At 41.8% G+C, this 25,547-nt stretch carries 22 protein-coding genes and 2 pseudogenes; 8 read left to right on the forward strand and 16 right to left on the reverse strand.

Features of this window, described 5'->3' with window-relative positions; all coding sequences use genetic code 11:
* Positions 1 to 76 precede the first annotated feature (76 nt).
* The 7 genes from ACU6U9_RS16705 to ACU6U9_RS16735 all read left to right on the forward strand — a co-directional run bounded on the left by ACU6U9_RS16705 (position 77) and on the right by ACU6U9_RS16735 (position 9,530).
* A complete protein-coding gene (locus ACU6U9_RS16705) occupies positions 77 to 1,120 on the forward strand; it encodes an efflux RND transporter periplasmic adaptor subunit (RefSeq protein WP_446736146.1) in 1,044 nt (347 codons plus the stop codon).
* Between the two features lie 7 nt (positions 1,121 to 1,127).
* Positions 1,128 to 1,826: an efflux RND transporter permease subunit gene (locus ACU6U9_RS16710; protein WP_446736147.1), complete on the forward strand. Its 699-nt coding sequence runs from the start codon at positions 1,128 to 1,130 to the stop codon at positions 1,824 to 1,826.
* A complete protein-coding gene (locus ACU6U9_RS16715; RefSeq protein WP_446736148.1) occupies positions 1,798 to 4,173 on the forward strand; it encodes an efflux RND transporter permease subunit in 2,376 nt (791 codons plus the stop codon). Before ACU6U9_RS16710 ends, ACU6U9_RS16715 begins: the two co-directional genes overlap by 29 nt.
* Positions 4,174 to 4,281: 108 nt before the next feature.
* A complete protein-coding gene (pyrC, locus tag ACU6U9_RS16720; RefSeq protein WP_446736149.1) occupies positions 4,282 to 5,319 on the forward strand; it encodes a dihydroorotase in 1,038 nt (345 codons plus the stop codon).
* Positions 5,320 to 5,321: 2 nt separating this feature from the next.
* The gene (locus ACU6U9_RS16725; RefSeq protein WP_446736150.1) at positions 5,322 to 6,563 is read left to right on the forward strand and encodes a tyrosine-type recombinase/integrase; all 1,242 of its coding nucleotides are present in this window, start codon (positions 5,322 to 5,324) and stop codon (positions 6,561 to 6,563) included.
* Positions 6,564 to 6,670: 107 nt separating this feature from the next.
* On the forward strand, positions 6,671 to 8,116 hold the full coding sequence (thiI, locus tag ACU6U9_RS16730) for a tRNA uracil 4-sulfurtransferase ThiI (protein WP_446736151.1): 1,446 nt from the start codon (positions 6,671 to 6,673) through the stop codon (positions 8,114 to 8,116).
* A 223-nt stretch (positions 8,117 to 8,339) separates the two neighbouring features.
* Positions 8,340 to 9,530, forward strand: a complete 1,191-nt coding sequence (locus ACU6U9_RS16735; RefSeq protein ID WP_446736152.1) for a right-handed parallel beta-helix repeat-containing protein — start codon at positions 8,340 to 8,342, stop codon at positions 9,528 to 9,530.
* Positions 9,531 to 9,620: 90 nt separating this feature from the next.
* On the opposite strand, the gene ACU6U9_RS16740 is transcribed toward ACU6U9_RS16735, so the two are convergent.
* The 4 genes from ACU6U9_RS16740 to ACU6U9_RS16755 all read right to left on the reverse strand — a co-directional run bounded on the left by ACU6U9_RS16740 (position 9,621) and on the right by ACU6U9_RS16755 (position 11,925).
* Positions 9,621 to 10,064, reverse strand: coding sequence for a hypothetical protein (locus tag ACU6U9_RS16740; RefSeq protein ID WP_446736153.1), 444 nt, complete (start codon positions 10,062 to 10,064; stop codon positions 9,621 to 9,623).
* A 34-nt stretch (positions 10,065 to 10,098) separates the two neighbouring features.
* Positions 10,099 to 10,311, reverse strand: a complete 213-nt coding sequence (locus ACU6U9_RS16745; protein WP_446736154.1) for a tautomerase family protein — start codon at positions 10,309 to 10,311, stop codon at positions 10,099 to 10,101.
* Between the two features lie 75 nt (positions 10,312 to 10,386).
* Positions 10,387 to 10,968, reverse strand: a complete 582-nt coding sequence (locus tag ACU6U9_RS16750; protein ID WP_446736155.1) for a TetR/AcrR family transcriptional regulator — start codon at positions 10,966 to 10,968, stop codon at positions 10,387 to 10,389.
* A 120-nt stretch (positions 10,969 to 11,088) separates the two neighbouring features.
* Complete coding sequence (locus ACU6U9_RS16755; protein ID WP_446736156.1) at positions 11,089 to 11,925, reverse strand: DUF350 domain-containing protein; 837 nt, start codon at positions 11,923 to 11,925, stop codon at positions 11,089 to 11,091.
* Positions 11,926 to 11,997: 72 nt separating this feature from the next.
* Here ACU6U9_RS16755 and xthA point away from each other — a divergent pair, with 72 nt between their 5' ends.
* The gene (xthA, locus tag ACU6U9_RS16760) at positions 11,998 to 12,813 is read left to right on the forward strand and encodes an exodeoxyribonuclease III (RefSeq protein ID WP_446736157.1); all 816 of its coding nucleotides are present in this window, start codon (positions 11,998 to 12,000) and stop codon (positions 12,811 to 12,813) included.
* Here the strand turns inward: xthA and ACU6U9_RS16765 are convergent.
* From ACU6U9_RS16765 to crcB, 12 genes and pseudogenes are all read right to left on the reverse strand, one after another.
* Positions 12,810 to 14,006, reverse strand: a complete 1,197-nt coding sequence (locus ACU6U9_RS16765; RefSeq protein ID WP_446736158.1) for a tetratricopeptide repeat protein — start codon at positions 14,004 to 14,006, stop codon at positions 12,810 to 12,812. The two genes, xthA and ACU6U9_RS16765, sit on opposite strands and share 4 nt — an antisense overlap.
* Before the next feature lie 2 nt (positions 14,007 to 14,008).
* Entirely contained in the window at positions 14,009 to 14,620 is a 612-nt protein-coding gene (locus tag ACU6U9_RS16770; RefSeq protein WP_446736159.1) for an energy transducer TonB, read from the reverse strand.
* The gene (locus ACU6U9_RS16775; protein WP_446736160.1) at positions 14,620 to 15,027 is read right to left on the reverse strand and encodes an ExbD/TolR family protein; all 408 of its coding nucleotides are present in this window, start codon (positions 15,025 to 15,027) and stop codon (positions 14,620 to 14,622) included. The genes ACU6U9_RS16770 and ACU6U9_RS16775 overlap by 1 nt, the downstream gene beginning before the upstream one ends.
* 12 nt (positions 15,028 to 15,039) lie before the next feature.
* Positions 15,040 to 15,543 carry a MotA/TolQ/ExbB proton channel family protein gene (locus ACU6U9_RS16780; protein ID WP_446736161.1) on the reverse strand — a complete coding sequence of 168 codons (504 nt, stop codon included), beginning with the start codon at positions 15,541 to 15,543 and terminating at the stop codon, positions 15,040 to 15,042.
* A gap of 2 nt (positions 15,544 to 15,545) precedes the next feature.
* Positions 15,546 to 16,934: a MotA/TolQ/ExbB proton channel family protein gene (locus ACU6U9_RS16785; protein WP_446736162.1), complete on the reverse strand. Its 1,389-nt coding sequence runs from the start codon at positions 16,932 to 16,934 to the stop codon at positions 15,546 to 15,548.
* Positions 16,934 to 17,695, reverse strand: coding sequence for a DUF3450 domain-containing protein (locus ACU6U9_RS16790; protein ID WP_446736163.1), 762 nt, complete (start codon positions 17,693 to 17,695; stop codon positions 16,934 to 16,936). Before ACU6U9_RS16790 ends, ACU6U9_RS16785 begins: the two co-directional genes overlap by 1 nt.
* Before the next feature lie 11 nt (positions 17,696 to 17,706).
* A complete protein-coding gene (locus tag ACU6U9_RS16795; protein ID WP_446736164.1) occupies positions 17,707 to 20,595 on the reverse strand; it encodes an insulinase family protein in 2,889 nt (962 codons plus the stop codon).
* Between the two features lie 174 nt (positions 20,596 to 20,769).
* A complete protein-coding gene (locus ACU6U9_RS16800; protein WP_446737189.1) occupies positions 20,770 to 21,630 on the reverse strand; it encodes a methyl-accepting chemotaxis protein in 861 nt (286 codons plus the stop codon).
* Positions 21,628 to 22,389 (reverse strand): annotated as a pseudogene (locus ACU6U9_RS16805) (HAMP domain-containing protein); the annotation flags it as partial. The pseudogene ACU6U9_RS16805 and the gene ACU6U9_RS16800, both read right to left, overlap by 3 nt.
* A 70-nt stretch (positions 22,390 to 22,459) precedes the next feature.
* Positions 22,460 to 23,866 (reverse strand): siroheme synthase CysG, encoded by a 1,407-nt coding sequence (gene cysG, locus ACU6U9_RS16810; RefSeq protein WP_446736165.1) that lies wholly within the window; start codon positions 23,864 to 23,866, stop codon positions 22,460 to 22,462.
* A gap of 3 nt (positions 23,867 to 23,869) precedes the next feature.
* Positions 23,870 to 25,160 (reverse strand): annotated as a pseudogene (gene serS, locus ACU6U9_RS16815) (serine--tRNA ligase).
* Between the two features lie 12 nt (positions 25,161 to 25,172).
* Positions 25,173 to 25,547, reverse strand: a complete 375-nt coding sequence (gene crcB, locus ACU6U9_RS16820; protein ID WP_446736166.1) for a fluoride efflux transporter CrcB — start codon at positions 25,545 to 25,547, stop codon at positions 25,173 to 25,175.

The following is a 25,547-nucleotide window of genomic DNA, read 5'->3' on the forward strand; positions in this document are numbered from 1 at the left end:
ATTAGTCTCGAAACAATTGCATGTAATTTATACCTTTGACCATTAATATGGCCCAATACCAATTAAAGGCCCCATCATGAAAACACGATTCAAATTCATAACGACAACCAGCATGCTTTTTTTACTGGCTTTGTCGCTAAACTCTGTTGCTCAAGGAGGCCTGCCGGCTGAGGTTATTAAAGTTGAGCCACAGGGGTTAAAATCAACGATTAAATCCATTGGTACACTTAAGGCTAACTTGTCTGTTGTGTTATCGCCTGAAGTTTCTGGCCGAATTATAAAAGTAGGTTTTGAAGATGGCTCTAGCGTCGATAAAGGCACACTTCTTTTTCAGTTAGACGACAGCACGCAAACAGCTCAGCTAAATGAAGCTCGTGCACGCGTCAATCTTAGCAAGACTGAATACAAACGTATCAATAAGCTCTATAAGCAAAACGCCGCGAGCGAAACGGATTTAGATTCTGCCGCAGCAAATCTCAGTATTAACCAATCCCAAGCAGAATTTGCCGAAGCTCAGCTTAAAAAAATGGCAATTCTCTCACCTTTTAAAGGCATGATCGATTTACACAATATTAGCGCGGGTGAATACGTCAATGCGGGGCAAGACCTAGTGAGCTTAGTTGACTTAAATAGCCTTAAATTTGATTTTGCTTTACCTGAAACCTATTTAAGCAAAGTCAAGTTAGGTCAAAAAATTGAAATAACTACCCCTGCTTTTCCTGAGCGCACTTATATGGGGATTGTAACGGCTATCTCCCCTGCTATTAATGAGCAATCTCGTAGTTTTATTGTGCGTGCGATTATTAAGAATGAAACTTTAGAATTACGCCCTGGCTTATTTGCTAGCGCTGTTCTTGAAATAAGTAACAACGAAAAAGCATTAATGGTTCCTGAGCAAGCACTTATCCCTCAAGGCCAGCAATATTTCATTATGAAAGTTGTTGATGGCAAGGTATTGCAAGTGCCAGTCGTGATTGGTCAACGTCGAAAAGCCGAAGTTGAACTTGTTTCTGGTTTAGCCGCAGGTGATGTGGTTATTACCGCAGGGCAAATTAAGCTACAACCTGGCGCGCCTGTTACACCATTGTTCCCAGAAATGCTTCAAGCAAATAATAAATAGGTAACGCATGAGTATTTCAGATCTCAGTATTAAACGGCCGGTATTTGCCACCGTTTTGAATATTATTGTTGTGTTGTTGGGTTTTATTGCGTTTGAGCGCCTCACTGTGCGCGAATACCCTAACATTGATGTGCCCGTTGTAACGGTTGAAACCGTTTATATTGGTGCTAACGCCTCTATTATGGAATCGCAAATCGCACAGATTCTTGAGGATTCGCTCTCGGGTGTTGAAGGCATTGATTATTTGGTATCGAAAAACAGCTCCGAAAAATCACAAATCACGGTTTACTTTAAATTGGACCGTGATGCTGACAGTGCGGCAAACGATGTTCGTGATCGTGTTGGTCGTGTGCGCGGGCAATTGCCAACCGGCATCGAAGAGCCAATTGTTTCAAAGGTAGAGGCCGACGCTCAACCTATTATTTGGATGGCATTCTCAAGTGATCGTCACTCTGCACTTGATGTTACCGAATACGCCGACAGACAAGTAAAAGACCCTCTTCAAACTGTGCCTGGTGTGGCGAACGTTATTCTTGCTGGTGAGCGTGAATACGCCATGAGAATTTGGCTAGACCGCAACAAGATGGCGGCCTTTAATGTTACGCCTCAAGAAGTAGAGCTTGCATTGCGCCAGCAAAATATTGAAGTCCCCGGTGGTCGAATTGAAAGTGTTGATCGTGAATTTACCGTACTTACGCAAAACTGACTTAAACAAAGAAGTTGAATTTGAAGAAATAATTCTACGTAAAAGCAATAACTATCTTGTTCGTTTAAAAGATGTGGCTCGTGTTGAGCAGGCGGCAAAAAGTGAGCGCGTTGTTACCCGCTTTAATGGCAAAAGTGCGGTTGCATTGGGTGTTGTAAAGCAATCGGTTGCCAACCCATTGTCTGTAAGCGATGGTATCCAGGCACGCTTACCTAAAATACGTGAAGCACTACCTGAAGGTATGAAAGTTGAAATAGCCTACGACTCTTCTGTGTTTATTTCTCGCTCAATTGATTCAGTATTCACCACTATTTTTGAAGCTGTGGCACTGGTTATTGTTGTTATTTTTCTGTTCTTACGCAACCTGCGCGCAACTCTCATTCCATTAATGACAATACCTGTGTCGTTAATCGGTGTGTTTAGCATCATGCTGTTGTTTGGGTTTAGTATTAATACTCTGACACTGCTTGCATTAGTACTGGCTGTTGGTTTGGTGGTTGATGATGCCATTGTGGTATTAGAAAATATTTATAGATACATCGAAGAAGGCATGGAGCCTTTGCAGGCGGCGTTTAAAGGCATGCGCGAAATTGCTTTTGCCGTTATTGCAATGACGTTCACCTTGGCCGCTGTATTTGCTCCTGTTGCTTTTACACCAGGGCGTACAGGTAAGTTATTTAGTGAATTTGCATTGACTCTTGCAGGTGCGGTTATTGTGTCTGGTTTTGTTGCACTAACATTGGCGCCGATGATGGCCTCTAAAATTCTACGTCATGAAAAGAACCCTAGTAAATTTTATTTAAAAGGTGAAGAAGTCTTAAATAACTTTACCGCGTTTTATAAAGGTATGTTAACTCGTGCACTGACTCAAACCAAAATCGTTGCAGGCATTGCGGTGTTAACGGTTGTTGGTCTTGGCGTATTGTACAAATGGCTACCTAGTGAGCTTGCCCCTGTTGAAGATCGCGGCTTTATTATTGGGTTTTCAATTGCACCTGAAGGTGCCACTACGACGTATGTTGATCGTTATGCTAAGCAAATTGAAGAAGTCTATAAGGGGATTCCGGAGACAGACCGTTATTTTATGATTACGGGTTTTCCATCGGCCACAAATAGTATTTCTTTCTTACGAGTATTGGATTGGGAGGATCGTGATCGATCAACTCAGGCTATTGCCAATTCGATTATGGGGCCGATGTTTGGTGGTATTACTGGGACGATGTCTTTCCCTATGCTGCCGCCTTCTCTTGGTCAAAGTATTATTTCTCGCCCTATTGAAGTTGTTATTCAAACAACCCAAGGCTATGAGCAGCTAAATAAGTTCATGCAAGCACTTATGGGTAAAGTGTATGGCGCAGGTTTGTTTACTCAGCCTGACACCGACTTAAAACTGAACAAACCCCAGCTTGATATTTCTGTTGACCGTGACAAGGCAGCGGACTTGGGTGTTGCGGTATCTGAACTGGGAGCCACGTTAGAAACAATGATGGCAGGGCGTGAAGTGACGCGCTATAAAAAAGGCGCAGAGCAATATGATGTTATCTTGCAAGTTGAAGATGAAGATCGTGCAAGCCCGCAAGACATTACCCAAATTTATGTTCGTGGTAATGGTGGAGTGATGATTCCACTATCTAACTTGGTGACTGTTAAAGAAAGCATAGCCCCTAAAGAGCTGAATCATTTTAATAAACTGAAAGCCGCCATCGTACAAGCTGGTCTGGTGCCGGGTGTTGACGTTGAAACCGGCCTTGCGTTTATTGAGAATGCAATTGATGAGCTCTCTGTCGAAATGAATATTCCGGTTCAAGTGGATTACGCGGGTCAAACTCGAGAGTATAAAGAATCAGGTGCAGGTTTAATGCAAACTTTTGTGCTTGCTTTACTATTTATATATCTAGTATTAGCCGCGCAATTTGAAAGCTTTAAGAGCCCACTTATTATTATGCTATCAGTACCGCCTGCTCTATTAGGTGCGGTTATTGCCCTTTGGTTGAGCGGTGGTACCGCAAATGTATATAGTCAAATTGGCTTGCTTACACTGGTTGGCTTAATTACCAAACATGGTATTTTGATTGTTGAATTTGCGAATCAATTACAAGAGCAAGGCAAACAAAAATTGGTCGCAGTCATTGAGTCGGCATCAATGCGTTTACGTCCTATTTTGATGACAACCGCTGCGATGGTACTGGGTGCTATCCCGTTGGCACTGGCAACAGGTGCCGGTGCTGAAAGTCGTGAGCAGATTGGCTGGGTAATTGTTGGTGGGATGTCCATAGGCACCCTACTTACATTGTTCATTGTGCCAGCATTTTATATGTTGATCGCGAAAGACCATAAAGCCACGTAAGTACAAATAATAATCAAGGCGGCCATTTGCCCGCCTTTTTTCGTTTAGGTTATGTGGTTATGCGTGTGGCAGGTATAATGTGGCAAATTTACCTGATTGGATTGACTCATGACTGAACAACTTGTCATTACCCGCCCAGATGACTGGCACTTGCACTTACGAGATGGCAATGCCTTACAGTATACAGTCCCTGCAACCGCTAAAGTGATGTCTCGTGCCATCATCATGCCGAATCTTCAGCCTCCTGTTATGGACGCTGCGCAGGCTTTAGCGTACCGCGATCGTATTCTTGAGCACAGCATAGGCTACCCGCAATTTAATCCATTAATGGTATTGTATCTCACCGATAATACGACCCCTGAGTTAATTGCAGAAGCCGCTAAGTCGGGCCATGTTGTGGCGGCTAAATTATACCCTGCCGGCGCCACAACTAATTCGAATTCCGGTGTAACGGATTTAACTAAATTAACTGATATTGCTCATGCATTAGCTGAAAACAATATGCCGTTATTGGTTCATGGTGAAGTGACCGATAACCATGTTGATATTTTTGACCGAGAAAAAGCATTTCTCGATGATATTCTTGCGCCACTTGTAGCAAAAGTGCCTAATCTTCGTCTTGTCGTTGAACACATTACCACCAAAGACTCTGCAGACTTTGTTAAATCACAAGGTGACAATGTAGGGGCAACCATTACTGTTCAGCATTTAGCATTTAACCGTAATCATATGTTGGTTGGTGGCATTCGCCCTCACCTATTCTGCTTACCTATTTTAAAGCGCAATATTCACCAGCAAGCGCTTCAAGATGCGGTATCAAGTGGTCATAGTCGTTTCTTTTTAGGGACCGACTCTGCACCTCATGCCCGTTCAGCAAAAGAAAATGCGTGTGGTTGTGCAGGCTGCTTTAGTGCCTATGCCGCGATTGAATTGTATGCTGAGATTTTTGAAGACCTAGGTGCTTTAAATAAATTAGAAGCGTTTGCGAGCTTTAATGGTCCTGATTTTTATCAGTTGCCGCGTAATAACGATACGATCACGCTAATAAAAGAATCATGGCAAGCACCTGAAACCATGGATTTTGCTGGCGATGTGATTGTGCCTTTACGCGCAGGTGAAACGTTAAAATGGAAACTTAAAGCCTAACCATGATTAGCAAAGTAATGCCTCAACCTATTTTCGACAACCTGCAATTCTTGCCAGATGCGTTTAAATATGGCGCAAAAGAAATAGGCCCTAATTTAAGTGATGAGCAACAACAAGATTACTTTTATTGTGTGAGGTATTTACTGAGCTATAAAGGCAGTACGGCTACATTCAATTCTTATCGGCGTGAAGTTGAGCGCCTGCTGCAATGGCTGTGGCAAGTAAAGCATTATTCACTTATTGATGTACGCCGTGAGCATATTGAAGAGTTCATGGAGTTTTGTATTTCACCACCTATCAATTGGATTGGTGATAAAAATGTTGCCCGCTTTAAAAGTAAACAAGGTGATCGCATTTGTAATGCGGATTGGCGTCCGTTTGTTTCTTCAATGGATAAAGCATCGGGTGTAAGAAACGATGCTAAGGTCTATTCACCCTCACAAAAAGCGATACAAGCATCATTTGCGATACTCAGTTCTTTTTTTAATTTTTTAATTCAAGAAGAATTTTTATCGGCAAATCCAGTTGCATTGGTTCGACAGCGCAGTCGCTTTATTCAAAAGTCACAAAACCAAGAGCCCATTCGACGAATCAGCAATTATCAATGGGATGAAGTGATTCGTGTGGTTGAAAATTTAGCCAAGAAAGAGCCCCTGCAGCATGAACGAACCCTCTTTATATTAAATTGCTTATTAGGCATGTATTTACGAATTTCTGAATTAGTGGCCGATGAACGCTCGACACCTGTTATGGGGGATTTTAGAGCTGACCAAGATCGAAATTGGTGGTTTCATGTCGTAGGTAAAGGTAATAAAAGCCGTGTGATTACGGTTTCAAATGCCATGTTAGACGCACTTAAACGATACCGAAGCCACCTTGGGCTCTCGCCGTTGCCCCACCTGGGTGAGCAAACCCCACTCGTACCTAAAAGCCATGGTAATGGCCCTGTGACCAGTACTCGGCAAATACGTAACTTGGTACAACTTTGTTTTAATCAGGCTCATGAGAACCTCGTAAGTGATGGTCAAGCAAGCGAAGCAATGGAGCTTAAGGTCGCTACTGTTCACTGGCTAAGGCATACTGGAATCTCTGAGGATGTGAAAATTCGCCCTCGTGAGCACGTAAAAGAAGATGCTGGCCACTCAAGTATGGCCACCACTGATAAGTATATTGATTCAGAGCTTCGGGAGCGTCACGCGAGCGCAATCAATAAAAAAATCCGCCGAGAACCCGAAGAGTTATAAATAGCCTGTTTTTTGCTCAATTCTTATGCCGAAAGCGTCTTAAGAACGCTGCTGCTTACACCTTTATTTTGATATAATCCGCCGCTTTCGCCCTCAAGTGCTGTCGTATGAAATTTGTCATTAAGCTTTTCCCTGAAATCACTATCAAATCCAAGCCTGTACGTAAGCGCTTTATCGTGCAGTTGCGTCGTAATATCAAGGATACATTGAAGCACTTTGGTGTGGATTCACACGTACAGGGGCAATGGGACAGCATTGAAGTCATTATTCAAGATGACAGCTTAGAGATGCAAACACGCACACAGCTTAAGCGTATCCCCGGCATTGCTAAAATACTGTCGGTTAAAGAGCATAACTTTGAAACTTTCGAGGACATTTTTGCAATTGCGAAAGATGCATATGCCGACAGCATTAAGGGCAAAACCTTTTGCGTGCGAATCAAGCGTACAGGACAGCATGATTTTAAATCGGTAGATATTGAGCGCTATGTCGGTGGAGGTTTGCTGCAACACTGCGAAGCAAAATCGGTTAGCCTTAAAAATCCAGACTACACCGTACGAATGGAAATCCGCAAGCAGCGCTTACATACGATTTCAGCCATTGATGCGGGCATGGGTGGCTACCCTCTTGGTTGCCAAGATGGGGTATTGTCATTGGTTTCTGGTGGCTTTGACTCAAACATTGCCAGTTACTTAATGGCTCGACGTGGCTTACAAACCCATTTCTTATTTTTTAATTTAGGCGGCAGCGCCCACGAAATTGGTGTAAAGCAAGTCGCCCATTATTTATGGGAAACATACGCCGTATCTCATGGTGTTAAATTTGTAACAGTGCCGTTTGAAGGTGTGGTGAGTGAAATATTGCAGAACGTCGATAACTCTCAAATGGGCGTTATCTTAAAGCGTATGATGTTACGAGCCGGTAGTCATGTCGCCAAAGAGCTGAATATCGAAGCACTTGTTACAGGCGAAAGCCTTTCTCAGGTATCAAGCCAAACGTTAAGAAATTTAACCGTTATTGACTCTGTCACCGACACCTTAGTATTGCGCCCGCTTATTGCAATGGATAAACCTGACATCATCGATTTAGCACGAGAAATTGGTGTGTATGATTTTGCGGCTAGCATGCCTGAATACTGCGGCGTTATATCGGTCAAGCCGACGACTCGTGCTAAACCCGAAAAAATTGCCGAAGAAGAAAATAACTTTAACTTTGATGTACTAGATGAAGCCATTGCGAACACTCGTATTGAGCGCATTCAAAACGTACTTAAAAGCTCAGAAGGTATTACCGAAGTTGATTTAGTGCAAGTACCGGGAGCTAACGATTTAATTATTGATATTCGCCACCCGCAAGAAGAAGAAACTGCACCGCTTCATTTAACGAACAACCAAATTGAGAAGATTCCATTCTATCAATTAACTAACAAATTAGATGAGCTGCCAAAAGATAAAACGATTCTACTTTACTGTGCAAAAGGCACAATGAGTCAGCTTCACGCTCAACAATTAAAACAAAATGGTTTAGAAAACGTTAAAGTATTCAAGCCTTAACTGTTTGAGCTTAACAAAAAATAGAGTTTTTTAATGTCTAATCTTAAAGGACTATTAATTAGCTCTATTTTCTTGATTGCCCTTGCCTCCTATCTTAATTTGATCGCGCATTAAAGCGATGCTTGTTTTCTAGGTATCGTTTAATTTTCACTCTATAACTCACCTCTATTCTGTTAAAAACAGACTCATGAGTTATGGGAAAATATTAATAAGCGAGATCTATATGCTAAAAAAAACGTTTTTAAGAAAAATATATTTTTATCTATTCACCCTCATAACACTATTCTTTTCAGGTCATGCATTTAGCCTGCAATGTGATATTACCATTGAGTCTGGTCAGTATTTACTAGACGGTACAAAAACACCTGTCATGCCAGGTGATAATATTTGTTTAAAAGAAGGTTTGCGTGGGCCCATGAGAGTTACCAATATTCATGGTAATGAAGAGGCGCCGATTACCATACTGAATGAAAGCGGATTAGTGACATTCACGCCTTTCGAATACAGCATTGCACTTGAGTATTCTAGCTTCATCCGCATTACATCACATAACCAAGATAGTACGGATCCTTACAAAATGAAGTTCGGCGGTACATTAAGTATTGGGCAGCTGAGTCATGATGTCGAAGTGGATAATATAGAAATATATCGCACTCGCTTTGCCGGCATGATGATTAAAACCGATCCAGATTGCCGAAGTGAAACATGGGGCGAAAACTTCACCATGACAGGTATTAATTTGCATCACAACTTCATTCATGACACAGGAAAAGGTGAAGGCATGTACGTGGGTTATACTGCATTGAGCCGTACACTTGAATGCGATGGCGAAATGGTCACTGTTTATCCCCATAAAATGAAAGGTGTGCGCATTCACGACAACATTATTGAAAACACGGGTGCGGATGGTATCCAATTAAATTCCGTTTTAGCTGATGCACAGATTAAAAATAATAAAATCTACAATACAGGTGTAAGCCCTTTTGCAGTCGTTTGGCAAAATACCGGTATTCAGGTGGGTGGTGACGGCGTCGAAGTGCACAACAATACCATTATTCGCAGCGGTGGTAATTCAATGATGCTAGATGGTGATGATTTGAGTATTAAAAACAACGTTATTATTGATGCCGGTGAAAACGGTATTTTTGCCCGAAATGCAGCACAACAAAATCCAGCTGTATTTGATGGCATTCCTCATACTTATAGTGGCAACCATATTATCAACAGTAAAGATTATGCAATAAAGTTGTATGCCGTTAATACATTATCCCCCAACCTTATTTATCGCAATATCATTCAAACAGATGGGTCAGTTGATGCTGCAAATCGCTTAAAGACTTTTTCATATTTAAATGACTCAGTCTCTAGAGCAGAGACTGACAATCGACATTATATTTTTAATCCGAACGATTAAAAATGAATTTAGATATACGCTCTATCTCTAATGAATAGAGCGTATATTTATGACGTCTACCGTTTTTAAAAAACAAGTCTTTAGCCTAATTTAATGGGTCATAATAGACTGTAGATGAAAATAAAGCGCAGCCGTTAAATTAAGACAAAGCATAATAAAGTCTAGTGTGAAAATGAAAAGCATAGTCCCCTTTAAAACCTGCCAAACACCTTTTCCGCGCAGATTACTTAACGCAATGGGAACATTAAATGCAAATTGGCTGCCATGGGCGACAGCAACCACAAAAAGCAAAATAGCCATTTGAGACGCTTTTGGAAATACGTCTAAATTCATCAATAGTAAAATATTTAGCACCGCAAACGCTAAATTAAAACCTCCAAGAAAACGACCTGACTCCGCTAAGACATCAAATACAGGCGTATTACGTTGCTCTTTTGGTATGACGAGTTTTGCAAAAATACGATGACGAATCGAAAACACATTAAAGCCCATAATAAACCATAGGCTATTTAAAATGAGTAATATTTCCAGCATAAAGCAGCCCTCTTGTTATTTATTGGCATTGAATCTAATTCATCATACTCTTAATGTTTTTAGCTGAAACACAGTGACCGCCTATGTGAAAGCTACCTTCGGGTGCCTCATTAATGACGACCCAAGTGTTGGGCTTTAGTTTCTCTCCGAGGACTTTTGCCACTGTTTCAGTTAATGCGCAAGAAAGTTCTTTTTTTTGCGCGACCGTTAAAGCGCCTTCTACCGTGCTAAATGTTAAGATCGGCATCGTATTCTCCTATTCATATATATAATATTATTTTAGTTAACGACTGTTAACCTTGCGTCATAAAAAAACAGCTATTTATTTAGCTGCAATTCCAAATAGAATTTTTTCTATTGTTCGCCAATAAAGCGATTTAATATCTTTTTTTGAACGCGGTAAAAGGCCTGAGCCATACAAAGAAAAGAATCCCATATAAGCTGATAACAATAATACAGCTACCTCTCCTGGATTGTCTTGCTTCAAATAACCCTCTTTCATGCACTCTGAAATCCTAGTCGTATAAAAATCAAATGAAATCTTTGATTCGGCTCGTAAATCATCAAAATTAGCCAATTCATCTTTTGTTTCAGACTTAGAGAATATTAATTCAAAGTACTTTGGCTGCTCTAAAATAAAATCGAGCGCATATTCCATTGTCTTGTTTAGTCTTTTTTGTGCCGTCTTCTCATTTAAGGCTGGTATCAAATAGCGTGTATATGTTGAAAATCCCTTTCTTACAAGAAAGTGGAACAGTTCGTCCTTCGAGCCAAAGTGGCGATAAATGGCGGTTGCAGAAATATTAGCCTTATCGGCAATTTTCCGCATAGATAGGCCTTTGTAACCATCAGTTAAATACTGATCGCATGCGCATGCCAATATAATATCTTTTGTAGATTCCATGTTAACGCACGTTAACCTCATAAATAAAAACTGTCAATAGTATTTTAATATCAGGCTTACTGAGGGGTGGGGAAAACGCCAGCAGCCCTATGGCTACTGGCTTGCAAGAAAAAATTTAAGCTAATTGGCAAGGGCTGGCAATATAAAGCCCCACCCCAAATAAATAGCGCCTTCTAAAACGGCTCGCCCGCCTTCGTATGCTTCATTTTTTGGCAAAATAATGCGTACGCATAATTCAGCTAGTGCCAGATACGCCAACAAAAATACAATTGAGCTAACAAGCCATGCTACGATAGCAAGTTGCCACTGGGTATCTAAATCGGATGCAAAATGAGCGCTACTACTAATGGCAAGAGCGGCCCCTATATGCTGAAGAGCCGCTTTTATGATCGAAGCCCGATTTGATTCATTAATTGATTTGAGCAAACCTCCTGATGTCCAGATTAAGCGGAGTCTAGTTTCTAGAGCCAGTAAGCATTGCGATATAACAAAGCCAAACAAAAGCTCTTTTAAACCTAAATTAGAATCTTGCGATGACCACTCCATCGACGCACGTATAACGATAGCCGTGCCAATTAAATGGGCACCTGTAATATACGCAGCGGTAATGTTGCCATGCTGTGTGGCGTTAGAAAGATTAAACGATGGCAAAACCACCTTGTCTTGAATGAAAGCCCCCAAGCGCAGTAGCGCAATTGCTAGCAGCCCATAAACCGTCACCAGCATCCATTCATCAGTAAGTGTCAGACTAAACTCACCCGATGTAACCCCGGTTAACGCCAGCATGAGTGCGATCACCGCACAGGCAGTTTCAATGTTGCTGGCCTCTGAATGTTGGGCAACTGGCTTCACTATAATGCGACTTAACCAGCGCATAGCTGCCACCAAAGTAAAGATAGCAACGAAGTCCACCAGTAAAAACATGGCGTATGAGGGGTCAGAAACCAACCAAGTCATGAAAAACCTTTTTAGTATTAAGTGTCAGCTGCTTATAATGCCGATATTGTTTCAAAAGTCACGGATCAAACTATGAAAATCGTCTCATTTAACGTAAATGGCATTCGTGCCCGCATGCATCAACTCGAAGCCATCAAGCAACAGTTGCAAGCTGATGTACTTGGCTTACAGGAAGTTAAGGCTATGCCCGACCAACTGCCTTTAGGTGAGATATCCGAATTAGGTTGGCATACAGAGGTTCATAGTCAAAAAGCCCATTACGGTGTTGCCACGCTGTCAGTCGGCGCACCTCTCTCTGTTCAAAAGGGTTTCCCAAGTGATGACGATGATTCGCAAAAGCGCTTCATTCATACTAGCCATCAAACACCGAACAATGAAACATTGCACATTATTAATGGCTACTTTCCCCAAGGTGAAAATCGCAGCCATGAAACAAAATTCCCAGCAAAACAAAAATACTACGCCGACCTATTCGATTATCTAAACGCGAACTTCACACCCAATGATAATGTCATTGTTATGGGCGACATTAATGTTGCTCCTATTGATCACGACATTGGTATAGGTGACGTAAATGCCAAGCGGTGGCTAAAAACAGGTAAGTGTGCATTTTTGCCAGAAGAACGAGAATGGGTGCAAAAAATTATCGATTGGGGCTTAACAGATAGCTACCGACTGCTTAATCCTGACGTTGATAATCGCTTTAGTTGGTTTGATTATCGCAGCAAAGGGTTTGATGATGAGCCGAAGCGTGGACTAAGAATCGATTTAATTATGATCACCAAGCCTTTAATAGAGCGCTTAGTAAATGCAGGTATTGATTATAAAACCAGAGGCATGGACAAGCCAAGTGACCACGCCCCTATATTTATTGAACTCGATTACTAAGCACTCGTTTGCTTGATATAGCTCATCCAGCTTTTTGCTTGGCTGGATGAACTTTCGAATGCAGATGATTTACCTAGAATTTTCAATGCTTCACGCGCATCACCAAGACGATACTTAACCATACCTTGATACAGTAAAACCTTACCCTTTTGTTTTTCTGTTAATGTTTGAACTAAAAGCTGCTGAGCTAAGTTATCGGCTTTTACCCAAGCTTCTGCATCAATATAGTATTGAAGTAATTGATAGCCATCATCAACACCTTTAAATGTTTGATATAACTGAGACAGCACAACTCGTGCTTTATTGATTTCTTTTGACTGCAGCCATGATTGAAATAAAAGGTTAAGTACTTTTTCGCTGGGTTCAATTAGCTTGCTTTCAATTGCCTGAGTCAATGCCGTCGCGACCTTGAAAGCTTCACCTTGAGACGCCAGTAACTGCCCCAAATTAATAAAGTCGCTTTCTTTTTCAACAAACCCCTTCTTGTAAGTCAGCTCTTTTGTGGCAGCCGCTTTTTCATAATCTTCTATTATTTGGTGAATACCTGCCTTTTGCTGCCAGTAATCTTTTTTGTCAGGGTAGTTATAGACAAGCTGATTCACATACGATATTGCTTTTTCAAGCTGCTTGGTTTGATAACTACCCGAAAAAGCCATTTGCAACCAAGCCTCTTTTGGTTTGGTGGTTAACTCGCATGCCTTTTCTATGTGGGGCAATCCGTTTTTGATATCTTCAATGCTGTAATAAGAAGCGGCTAAAAGCGCGTAAACTGAAGCAGATGATGTCTCTGCTTCTTCAATAATAATTTTAAGGTTTTTAATCGCGGCACGATAATCACCTTGATTAAAATACGAATAAGCCAGTAGGGATCGTAATTGACTCGCGGTATCGGCTTTTAAATTAGGCAACTCAAGCGCTTTTATTAATAGCGTTTGAGCATCGCCTTCTTTTGCTTCATAGGTCTTAAGTTGTGCATGGGTTTGATACGTCAAAGCAAGGCCCAATGAATTCCCTGAAAGATCATCGGCTAATTCGGTCAGAGTTTCATTCAGCTCTTTTGCCTTTTCTGAGTCAGGCAATGCGGTTATCTGCTGCTGAATTTCATTTAGCTTGTTATAGGTGCGCGGGCTGATTGAAGCTGCACTGGCTAAGTGGCTAGATAACAAAATTATAATAAAGATAAGACGAAACATGATTATTTCTCTAAATTAAATTCGAATGGCAATGTGGCGACTTGCTCAACAGGCTTGCCATTAACCAGCTTAGGTTTGAATTTATAGCGCCATGCTGCTCGGATGGCTTCACGTTCAAATATACCCTTAGGCTTTGCATCAATGACTTCTACATCACTTACAGTGCCTTCTTTTGTAACCTGCAAGCGCACAACAACATAACCTTCTATTTTTCGAGATAATGCTTGCGATGGGTACTTAGGTTCAACCTGCACAAGCGGGATAACATCGCTATCGCCAAATCCATATCCCGATAACATGGTTCCCATGCCCTGCCCTTTAAAGCTTGAAAGTGAAGATGAAATGTCAGGCATATTCAAATCCATCTGCTTTACATTCGCTTGCTGAATCTTGGGTGAGTCCAGCATGGGGGGTGTTTTAGGTTTAGGTGGCTCTTTTGCATTGCGTACTTTTTTATCACTCTCGCTGTCTTTTAAGCTGCGAATAAAGTCGACCATTGCGACATTATCTTCACGACTCACCTGATTACCTTGTGGGGCAATCATCCACTGCATCAACCAAAAAACAGTGAATGCCAGTGCTAGGCCAATTGGGGTTATATAAAGTAATCGCATCACACACCCGGGTCGGCTGCAATGGAGATGTTAGTCACGCCAGCCAAACGTATCTGGTCCATTACCTGAACCAAAATACCCGTTCTAGCATCTGTATCCGCTTGAATGACCACGCCGCTTTCTGGGCTTTCTGCTTTTAGTTTTTCAATATTGGCGCGAACCGAGCGAACATCAACGGCGCGCTTATCAATCCAAATTTCACCGCTTGGTTTGATCGCCACCATGATATTGCCTTTTTTATCTTCAGCGGCCGTTTGTGCCGACGGCCGACTAATTGTCACACCACTTTCTTTTACAAACGATGTGGTGACAATAAAAAATATCAGCATGATAAAAACAATATCGAGCATGGGTGTCATATCGATTGCTGATTCTTCTGACTCTAAACTTGCGTGTTGCTTTCTCATAAAATAACCCTGTTACTTAAGCAATCTATCTTTAAAGATATCGAGCTGCTTTTTAGCCATGCCATCGAATCGAGTTTTAAAATATAATCCAATTAACGAAACAACCATTCCGGCCATGGTCGGTACCGTCGCCATAGATATGCCCGATGCCATTGCTCGTGCATTACCAGTTCCGGTTACAGCCATAACATCAAACACACTGATCATGCCCGTCACAGTACCTAGCAAGCCCATTAGCGGGCAAATAAGTACAAGTAATGTAATGGTCGAGCGATAGCGTTCAAATTCAATGGCGACTTTGGAGATAAGCAAGCTTCTAATTTTCAAAGCATTCCAGTCGTCATGGGAAGCCAGCCCCTGCCAAATATCCTGATGTTGCGCGCAAAGGTTTTTTGATTCTTTAGAGAAGAACCAATACCGGTCAAGAATTAATATCCATAACACGATAGAGATAGCTAAAATTCCATAAAGAACCGGACCACCACTTGCTAAAAACCCAGATACATCTGCAAACATAATTAGGCTCTCTTCTGTGCCTGTTCAGCAATAATACCGGCTGCTTGCTGATCAAGTACTTGAATCATCTCTTTACTGCGACCGTTTAAAATATTGTGCATAAACAATAAGGGAATCGCCGCCACCAAGCCCAGCACTGTTGTAATGAGCGCTTGTGAAATACCGCCAGCCATTAACTTAGGATCACCCGTACCAAATAATGTAATGGATTGGAAAGTCGCAATCATGCCGGTAACAGTACCAAGTAAGCCAAGCAAAGGTGCTACAGCCGCAAGTAACTTAACAATTGATAAGCCTTTTTCTAGCTGAGGTAATTCTTTTAAAACGGCTTCATCTAGTTTCATTTCAAGAGTTTCTAAATCTTGCGATGTTTGCTCGTTTTTATAAACAGCAAGCACACGGCCAAGCGGATTACCTGAATCAACCACACCTGGATTTGAAAGCTGCGCATTCATTTTTGCCTGCATGCTTAATCGTTGTGCCAGTAAAAACAGAGCATAAATAAAGCCACATAAAGCGAGGAATAAAATAATGTAGCCGATCAATCCGCCTTGCTGAATACGATCAATAATGCTTGGGCTTTGGCTGCCTATACTTAATAGCGTGCCTCTTGTAGGGTCAATGACCATCTCTGAAAACGCATCAGAAGACGATAGGAATGAACCGATTAAGCTTGCTTCACTTGGTTGCTTACCAAGCTCAATAAATAGGCGAGTCTGAGTATCATAATTCAAAAAGCCTGTTTCATTAAATGCAACAAAAGGGCCTATATGAGCAACAGGGGCTTCTACTTTTTGCCCCTTGGCATTTAGATACGTAGAGGTATATTGCTTGCTTTCACCTTGCTTGGTCATATGCAACTGCATTTCATACCAAAGCTTTTCAAGTTCTGGAATGCTAGGAAGCGCTTTACTTTCTGATAGTTGATCAAGCAATTCGGAACGAGCGCCCAATTCATTGGCCAATAATGAATTCTCTCTAATCGACGCTACATCTTGTGATACTTGGCGTACAACACCAAACATTTCACCAAGGTTGCCCATACGCTTGCGCAATTCTTCTTCTAAGCTTGCAAGGCTGTCTTCGTTTTTATCAAATGCATTCTTCAAGCGATCCGTTTCTTGTGTCACTTGTTTTAGCTCAGACTTGCTCTTAGTAAGTGCCTGCTTCTGTTTGGTTGCATCTTGCAAAAACACACGCTCACGCTCTTTGTTGATAGAGCGTTCTTTTAAACCGTCTTGTTTTACTTGTTGAAGCAACTGCTGCAAGCTTTTAATGTTTTCAGGTGTAACCGGTGTCGTATCTTCGGTTGTTTCGGTTGTTTCGGTTGTTTCGGCAAAACACAATGCCGACATGGCAAGCAGTACGGAGGCAAATAGGAAATTTTTCATTATATATTTTCTCCCAAAGACTGAATGGGTAGGCCAAGCAAAGTCGGTGCGGCCTGTTTGCGCGCAATGCTGACACCTTTAGAGATGGCGCGAGTATAATCACCCCCTAAGTCGGACCATGATTTGGTTTTGTTATTCCAAGCTTTCGCATGACTGCCGTCTAATGACACTGTCATCAACGCGCTGCGGCCAATACGTAAGAAGTCAACGGTTTCGCTGTCGCCAGCTTCTCCACGGTAGGCTTCAATTGTGCGACCATATTCAATTTCAATTTGATAGGCTTCTAGCACGCGTCTGAATTTTTCACTCACGGTAACATCGGACGCTAACAATAATGTACGTAATGTAGCAATACGCTGCTCGCGCTCTTCAAGTAAAAATGGAATATCTAAAGATACAAATGATTCTAAGCCGTTAAGCATGCGCTCCATTAGAGGCATAATGCCTTGCTGCGTACTTTCTATGTCATTAATTTGTTTTTTAAGCGATTCAATTTGCGTGTCTTGATTATTGATAATTGCACGCAACTGTCGATTGTAAACGTTTAATTGATCAATCTCCGCTTGGGTTACACGCATATCTTGCAGCGCAATACGCTTGCTCTCATACAGCGCATCGATTTTCACTTGAGATGCACTACCTGCTTTTTGGTTGCGCTCTGCATTGCTAACAGATTGGTCCAGCTCATTAGCAGCAAACGCTATTGAACCGGTAAATAGGGTCGCAACAGCGACCCCTAGTACTAAAGGTATATTCTTCATTATCTTACCTATTATATTTCGAATAGATTCATGCCCAAGTCTTGGGCTTCTTGTTTATGTTGCGCAGAAATTACAGCGCCTATGCTGGCCATCTCAGGATTAAAATATGTGCCTGCAACTCTTTGCAGATCAGCCATTGTCACCTTTAATATTCTTTGACGGTATGCATTGCGCCAATGCTCATTGCGCCCCTGGAGATTATTATGGAACGCTTGTTTCGCCTCACCCGCTGGCGAGCCAGGTTTATCTATGCTTGATACAATGCCTAAAATTGATTGTTCTAACGCTTCTGCATCATGCTCTGTGTTTTTAAACCAGTCGATCGAGCGGTCAAAATCTTCAAACGTCCCCGTAATTCTTGGGTCACGATAACTGTAAAATTTAAAAATACCGGTTGAGCTATCTTGGCTTGCACCGCCACCATAAGCACCACCCTGCTCACGTATTGCAGTATGCAAAAAGCCATTACGCAAGAAAACACTCAGCACAGACAGTGCGGGCGAGTCTTCATGATCTGCGCATACCGTAGGGTAAGCTTTGGCACAGAAATTTGTTTGCGTTGGTGCGACCCATGCCTCTTTAACTTGATGTGCTTTAAATTCGATTTCAAATAAGTCGTTATTTACTTCATTTGATTTTGAATGCCAATGAGTGGTTAGCGCTGTTTTTGCACCATCTAAATTTGACGCGTCACTAATTAACAAATGCTGTGGTTTCGTTTTTATAATTTTCTTATGAAGTTCAGTAAATTGGCTGACTAGTTTAGTTGCATCTTTCTCTTTGCTTAGCGCTCTAAGATTTAACAGTGCCGGTAAACCGCTGGTTTTATAAGAAAGGTGTGCTATTTGTGAAATACCAGAAGCAGCAATATTCATTGCTAGGCCGTGGCCATTTCCACTAATGGATTGCTCTTTGCGACTTAACGATTGAGATAACAAATCTGCAATGCGTTTTTCATTCATAAAGTTAGCGTTATAAAGCGTGTCATTCATTAGCTGAATGAATTCATTATTGTTTCTTGATAGCGCCTTACCAGAAAGCACCCAATAAGCTTGGGTTTTGCTTGGATCAAGTAGCTCTGTACGAATACTTGAGAACGCTGAAATACCGCCAATTAACAACGATTGCTTTTGTTGCACTGTCAGGTAATCATCTTCACCTATGCCAATCTCAGTCAAATAGCCAAGCATCAGCGGTAAAAGACTAAGCTCATCCATTGAAAGTTGCGGTAGAGATAAAACCGCTTGATGGTAAGTTAAACCGTTTGTGCCTTGCTCGTACGTCGTGACCGTTTCATTATTGCTTTCAATGATTGTTGATTCGGGCACGCTGAGGTTTTGTGCCACATCTTCAATACCCACTTTAGGCAAAATAGACTCGTCGTCTTTTAGCAGTTGTCTAGCCTTTAACGCTTCACCTTGTTTTACAATTCCTGCTATTTGTTCTTGAGATAATGCTGCTTTGATTTCAGCTAACTTATTTTTTTCCGCTTGTATTTTTCGCTCGTCTAATTCGACGTCTGGCTTAAATGTGAGTGTTACTCTATGAGTATTATCTAATAAGTATTTATGAATTAAGTTTTTAACAAATTCTGGCGCTTTTGCTTTCTCACGTAACTTATCTAATACAGGATCTAAATCTAAAAGCTCAACGGGATCACTGTAATGGGTGCACGCTGATATGGCCGACAAAATAATTTGCAACCCGTAAGGGTATCCATCACCACCGACTTCGCGCTGACTTAATTCTAGCTGGTGTAATACAGATTCTATTTGTAATTCACTTACACCGTCTTCGGCTATTTTTTCGAGTGTTTCAAGAATAAGTGCTTCAACATCATCGCGGTTTTCTTCTGTACTGCCTTCTACACCACAGACAAAAGCCATTTCTTTATTGGAGTCTTCAAGCCCACAAAGTGAGCTGGGTGAACTGGCAAGATCCGTTGTTTCTAAAGCAAGTCGTAACGGTGAGCTGCTGTTCTCAAGTAGCAAGCTAGAAAGGAAATGTGCTTCAAGCTGTTCTTCCAGATTGGCGCTGTGACCAAGCAACCACCCCATAACATGGTGTGTTTTGTTCTCGGTCTCGTTATGACCGTAATGTTCTTCCGCTCTTATGGGTGCGTAATAGCGCTTTTCATCGCCTACTTCTATTCGATGATCGATCTTTTCGAATTGGGATAAATAGTCTTCAAATTTCTCATGATGCTCTGATGCGGGAATATCACCATAGGTCATGAAGATGGCATTACTAGGGTGATAATGCTCTTTATAAAAGGACTGTAAATCTTGGTAGCTTAAATCAATAATGCTTTCTGGGTCGCCGCCACTGTTAAAGTGATAGGTGTTTGTAGGGTATAAGTATTTACTTGCCGCCTGCCAAAGCTGACTGGTAACACTGCTCATGGCGCCTTTCATTTCGTTATAGACAACGCCTTTAAACTGCAATTCAGTATTAGGATCAGACGGGTCTTCAAACTCTAGACGGTGTCCTTCCTGTGCAAAGTCTTGTTCATCGAGGCTGGCAAAAAATACGGCATCCAAATAAACAGACAGCAGATTGTTGAAATCTTTTTTGTTTTTTGAAGCAAATGGATAGGCTGTCCAGTCACTTGACGTGAATGCGTTCATAAAGGTGTTTAATGAGCGACGAATCATCATGAAAAACGGATCGCGCACAGGGTAGTTTTTGCTGCCACACAATGCTGTATGCTCAAGAATGTGTGCCACTCCTGTTGAATCCATTGGCATAGTACGCAATGCCACCAAGAATACATTTTCATCATTTTCTGCGGCAAGATGATAATGCATGGCACCGGTTTTAATGTGCTCGTATTCTTCCACTAGTACGCCTAGTGATTGAATTTCTCTGGTTCTTAATTGACGAAAACCCTTGTGAACCATAGTAAATATGCCTTAATTAAGCTGGTTTTTAATTGAACCATAGGATACCTGAAAATAAGCTGAATGAGAGCCATTTTCAAAAAGAAAATTCGATAGAAAGGGGAAATAAGAAATAAACGAGTACAAAAAAGAGGTGTGGGCGAGTCCAGTGGTTTGGTGCGCCCAATAAATTGATTAAACTTTAAACTGCGCGGTGATTTTACGTAAATTATTTGATATTTCTAACAGAGACTCACTGGCAGCACCCACCTCTTGTACGTTTTTAACGGCCGCTTCGGCATTTTCTCGTATACCTTCGACATTGGTTTTGATGTTATTGCTGACTTTTTCTTGCTCACCAGTAGCATCTGCAATTTCTGTATTCATGCGTGTAATAGAACCCACCTTCTCTGTAATAGTGGCTAAGGAGTTGTCTGTTTTGGCTGCTTGATCCACACTATTGCGGGCCTGATCTTGACTATGGGACATAACTTCTGCGGCGCTTCTTGCGGCCGTTTGCAGCTCTTCTATCACTCGTTGAATTTCTTGTGTTGAATCCTGTGTGCGTGATGCCAGTGTACGCACTTCATCGGCTACAACCGCAAACCCACGGCCTTGCTCGCCAGCCCTAGCCGCTTCAATTGCTGCATTAAGTGCTAGTAGATTGGTTTGCTCAGCGATACCCTTAATCACATCCAGTATGGTGCCAACATTTTCGGTATCCGTTTCAAGCTTGGCGATGACTTTTGCTGCCCGCTCAACTTCGCTTGCTAGATCATTTATGGATTCTACCGACTGAGTTACCACGCTGCGACCTGCTTTCGCCTCAATGTCCGCTTCTTTCGCTGCGGCGGCTGCACTGGATGCATTTTGTGCAACATTCTGAACACTACTAAACATCTCATCAACGAGTCGAGTTACTTCATCGGTAGCCCTGCTTTGCTGATCCGTAATTTGGCTTGTTTTTGTCGTCATTCCGCCAAGGTCGTTAGAAACATTAGCCAGCGGTGTAATTGAATTAACCACTTCATTGATACTTCTATGGAGCTTTTCCATAAATAAGTTAAACCAGTACACAAGATCACCAATTTCATCCTGGCTGGTTTGCTCAATACGCTTGGTCAAATCACCTTCGCCACTGGCAATATCCTTTAGAGATTGCAGCATTAAATTAAGGTTTCGAGTGATTAATATGACACTGCTGGCACTAATTAAGATGATGATTAAAATAGCACCCACACTTAAACCAAGTGACACAACAAGTGCATCTTGAGTGGCTTTATTTGAGGCTTCGACGGTATCGTTAAACGCTTTAAGGGCCGCTTCATTGAACTTATTGAGTTCATCTTTGGTAGTGGAGAGTTTGTCGTTCATTGTTTGAACAAGCTGAGGGATTGTGCTGGTGTCTAAGTTGCCGTTTACCATGCCCTCGGATAGTTTTAAGGCGACTTCAAAATAGCCCCGAGTATTTCCTTCAAGCTGTTCTAGGTTTTTCTTCTGCTCTGGCCAGAGCATTTTTTGCTCGTCGATTTTTTTAATTAATTCGGAATAGGTTTTTTTAGCAGAGATCACCATATCGTTTTCGCCCGTACTAACCGCTGTATTGAGCAGCTCTTCAGTACGGTTAATTCTGACAATGTTTTCTCGACTGGATTGAACGACAGGAAAATAGAGGTCTTGTATTTTTGCTAAGCGGTAGGAGTTGTCGCTATTGATGCTCGAATTAACGGCCAAGCTGGCAATAAACCCTAAAACGGCTATAGCGGGGATCACCAATATTTTGGCTTTTATAGAGACACGACTTAATGGATTCATTTAAACCTCAGCTACACTGCTTTTCCTTGCTTATCATAAGCATAGACAAAGAATAGCTAAGGTCTAATGATTATCGAACGCTAAATGATAAATTTGGATCGAACCACTTAAGCTTGTCATGCAGGGAAACCACATCGCCTACAATGATCAATGTAGGCGCGCTAATCTCTTGATTTGCTATGGTTTTTACCATGGTATCCAGAGTTGCTATCACTACTTTTTGTTCAGGCGTAGTGCCTTTTTGAATAAGCGCAATGGGCGTGGCCTTTGACATTCCATGCTCAATTAGCTTATTGCAAATAATAGGCAACCCCATTAAGCCCATATAAAAAACAATAGTTTGATTGGTATAGGCAAGTTCTGCCCAAGGTAGATCCGTTGTATTGTTTTTCAGGTGACCGGTAACAAATCGAACCGACTGGGCAAAATCTCGATGCGTAAGTGGTATTCCTGCATAAGATGAGCAACCTGACGCAGCCGTAATACCAGGGACAACTTGAAACGGCACGCCATTTTCAGTCAGCTCTTGGATTTCCTCACCACCACGGCCAAAGATAAATGGATCGCCGCCTTTTAAACGTAAAACGCGATGTCCTTTTTTGGCGTAATCTACAAGCAGCTGGTTAATACTGTCTTGCGGTACGAGATGGTCAGAACGCGCCTTTCCCACGTTGATCATTTGAGCATCTCTTCGGCAAAGCTCAAGAATAGGCTTACTTACTAAGCGATCAAATAACACAACATCCGCTTGTTGCATTAATCGCAACGCTTTAAATGTTAATAAGTCTGGGTCACCTGGTCCAGCTCCGACAAGATAGACTTCGCCCAATTCTTTTTTGATTTCTATTTTATTGTTTAATTCTTGATTAAGAAGGTCTTCGGCTTCGTGCTCTTTGCCTGCAAAAACCAGCTCAGATACTGGCCCGGTCAGAATTTTCTCCCAAAAGCCACGGCGTAAATTAACGTGCGAAAACGTTTGTTTGACCTGTAGCCGATATTTTTCTGCCAATACGGCCAGTCGCCCATATGCACTAGGTAATACGGTTTCTAATTTTGCCCGTAAAATACGGGCGAGCACAGGAGAGCTGCCGCCGGAACTAACGGCTGCAATAATCGGGCTGCGATCGACAATGGCAGGAAAAATAAAACTGCAAAGCTCAGGCTGATCAACCACGTTAACAGGGATATTCATGGCCTCAGCTGTTTTCGCAATCTGCTTATTTATTTCCTTATTATCGGTTGCCGCCACTATTAACGTTTTGCCAAGCGCATCTTCTTTTTCAAATGTTCGCGTGAAAACGTCACCGCCGTTTTTAGCTGTCAGCTCTACAAGTTCAGGCTTTATGCTTAAACTTACTACTTGAACACGTGCATGAGCTTTAATAAGCAGCGAAGCTTTACGCAGTGCAACTTCACCACCACCGACAATCAGTACAGGTCGATCTTTTAAGCTAAAAAAAAGCGGTAAAAATTCCATCTTTTAGCCTATGAATTCAAGGTTATTCATATAAGGCTTTAATGCCTCTGGCACTTGAATTCGACCATCTTCTTGCTGATAGTTTTCAAGAATGGCAACCAATGTTCTGCCAACCGCAAGACCTGAACCATTTAATGTGTGCAGCAGTTCAGGCTTACCTGTTTCAGGGTTTCTCCAGCGGGCTTGCATGCGCCTGGCTTGATAATCACCCATGTTACTACAAGATGAAATCTCACGATATTTTGCTTGGCCCGGCAACCACACTTCTAGGTCATAAGTCATACAGGCTGAAAACCCAAGATCGCCACCGCATAATTTAACCAAGCGATAAGGTAGGTTTAGTTTTTGTAAAATCGCTTCTGCGTGAGAAGTTAATGACTCTAGTGCTTGTGCGCTGTCTTGTGGTTTCACCATTTGCACAAGTTCAACTTTTTCAAACTGGTGCTGACGAATCATGCCGCGAGTATCGCGACCATAGCTGCCCGCCTCACTTCTAAAACAAGGGGTATGAGCGGTAAACTTAAGCGGCAGCTCTTTTTCGTCGATAATTTCATCGCGCACTAAATTTGTCACAGGCACTTCAGCCGTTGGAATTAAATAATAATGAGTGTCATTGAATGGAATTTTAAATAAATCTTCTTCAAACTTAGGCAGCTGCCCGGTGCCTTTTAAGCTGTCAGCGTTCACCATGTAAGGCACGTATGTTTCTACATACCCGTGCTCTTCTGAATGCGTATTGATCATCAATTGAATTAAAGCGCGGTGCATGCGGGCAATTTGACCCTGCATAACAGCAAAGCGAGAACCTGTTAATTTAGCCGCCACTTCAAAATTAAGGCCGCCATTATCTTGGCCTACATCGACATGATCTTTTGGTTCGAAATCAAATTTACGCGGTTCACCCCATAAACGAATTTCGACATTGTCGTCTTCGTCTTTACCAAAAGGCACCAGAATCATCAGGCAAGTTAGGAGTGGCCATTAAAATGGTATTAATCGCATCTTGAATGCTTTTAGCCTGCTCGACTTCTGCACTTAACTTGCTGTCTATTTCGGCAAGCACTTCCGATATTTTTGCCTTTGCATCATCAACACTCAAACCTTGAGCAATGAATTGTCCAATTTGTTTGGATGCTTTTTTCTTTTCAGCTTGTAGATTTTGCGAGGAAACGTCAGCTGATTTACGCTTTGCATCAAGCGCAATAAATTCAGACACATTAAATTCAAACCCTTTTTTCTTCAGTGCCTCAGCAACCGCTTCTGGGTTTTCACGAACCTTACGAATATCAAGCATATTTTTTTCCGATTAAACAAACAATTTGGCTAAATAAAAGCCTACAAAACAGGCAAACACACAGCCCACAACACTCGCCACAAAATAAGTCATCGCAGCGGCCCACTGGCCAGAGTGCAACAAATTTAAGCCTTCTAGAGAAAACGTCGAGAATGTGGTTAAGGCTCCAAGGAAGCCAACCATAATTAATTCTCGCCAATAGCCTGTCATTTTAAAGTGATCAAGAATAATGACAGCGCAAACACCCATTAAGAATGAGCCTAAAAAATTGACCGCAAGTGTAGCAAAGGGGAAGCTAGTACCCAATATTTTAGTGAAGTACGAGCTTAAAAAAGCCCGAGACATTGCTCCTAGTGCGCCGCCAAGGGCAATCACAAGATAATGCAT

It is taken from the genome of Pseudomonas sp. HK3 (assembly GCF_052920985.1).

Excerpts from the sequence above, each read along its gene's own strand:
- ACU6U9_RS16745 (WP_446736154.1), bottom strand. The coding sequence starts at position 10,311 with ATGCCGATCTTAACATTTAGCACGGTAGAAGGCGCTTTAACGGTCGCG.
- ACU6U9_RS16765 (WP_446736158.1), bottom strand. The coding sequence starts at position 14,006 with ATGTTTCGTCTTATCTTTATTATAATTTTGTTATCTAGCCACTTAGCC.
- ACU6U9_RS16800 (WP_446737189.1), bottom strand. The coding sequence starts at position 21,630 with ATGGAAAAGCTCCATAGAAGTATCAATGAAGTGGTTAATTCAATTACA.
- ACU6U9_RS16725 (WP_446736150.1), top strand. The coding sequence starts at position 5,322 with ATGATTAGCAAAGTAATGCCTCAACCTATTTTCGACAACCTGCAATTC.
- cysG (WP_446736165.1), bottom strand. The coding sequence starts at position 23,866 with ATGGAATTTTTACCGCTTTTTTTTAGCTTAAAAGATCGACCTGTACTG.
- ACU6U9_RS16750 (WP_446736155.1), bottom strand. The coding sequence starts at position 10,968 with ATGGAATCTACAAAAGATATTATATTGGCATGCGCATGCGATCAGTAT.
- ACU6U9_RS16755 (WP_446736156.1), bottom strand. The coding sequence starts at position 11,925 with ATGACTTGGTTGGTTTCTGACCCCTCATACGCCATGTTTTTACTGGTG.
- ACU6U9_RS16775 (WP_446736160.1), bottom strand. The coding sequence starts at position 15,027 with ATGAGAAAGCAACACGCAAGTTTAGAGTCAGAAGAATCAGCAATCGAT.
- ACU6U9_RS16735 (WP_446736152.1), top strand. The coding sequence starts at position 8,340 with ATGCTAAAAAAAACGTTTTTAAGAAAAATATATTTTTATCTATTCACC.
- ACU6U9_RS16785 (WP_446736162.1), bottom strand. The coding sequence starts at position 16,934 with ATGAAAAATTTCCTATTTGCCTCCGTACTGCTTGCCATGTCGGCATTG.
- crcB (WP_446736166.1), bottom strand. The coding sequence starts at position 25,547 with ATGCATTATCTTGTGATTGCCCTTGGCGGCGCACTAGGAGCAATGTCT.
- ACU6U9_RS16780 (WP_446736161.1), bottom strand. The coding sequence starts at position 15,543 with ATGTTTGCAGATGTATCTGGGTTTTTAGCAAGTGGTGGTCCGGTTCTT.
- ACU6U9_RS16740 (WP_446736153.1), bottom strand. The coding sequence starts at position 10,064 with ATGCTGGAAATATTACTCATTTTAAATAGCCTATGGTTTATTATGGGC.
- ACU6U9_RS16705 (WP_446736146.1), top strand. The coding sequence starts at position 77 with ATGAAAACACGATTCAAATTCATAACGACAACCAGCATGCTTTTTTTA.
- ACU6U9_RS16795 (WP_446736164.1), bottom strand. The coding sequence starts at position 20,595 with ATGGTTCACAAGGGTTTTCGTCAATTAAGAACCAGAGAAATTCAATCA.
- thiI (WP_446736151.1), top strand. The coding sequence starts at position 6,671 with ATGAAATTTGTCATTAAGCTTTTCCCTGAAATCACTATCAAATCCAAG.
- ACU6U9_RS16790 (WP_446736163.1), bottom strand. The coding sequence starts at position 17,695 with ATGAAGAATATACCTTTAGTACTAGGGGTCGCTGTTGCGACCCTATTT.
- xthA (WP_446736157.1), top strand. The coding sequence starts at position 11,998 with ATGAAAATCGTCTCATTTAACGTAAATGGCATTCGTGCCCGCATGCAT.
- ACU6U9_RS16770 (WP_446736159.1), bottom strand. The coding sequence starts at position 14,620 with ATGCGATTACTTTATATAACCCCAATTGGCCTAGCACTGGCATTCACT.
- ACU6U9_RS16710 (WP_446736147.1), top strand. The coding sequence starts at position 1,128 with ATGAGTATTTCAGATCTCAGTATTAAACGGCCGGTATTTGCCACCGTT.
- pyrC (WP_446736149.1), top strand. The coding sequence starts at position 4,282 with ATGACTGAACAACTTGTCATTACCCGCCCAGATGACTGGCACTTGCAC.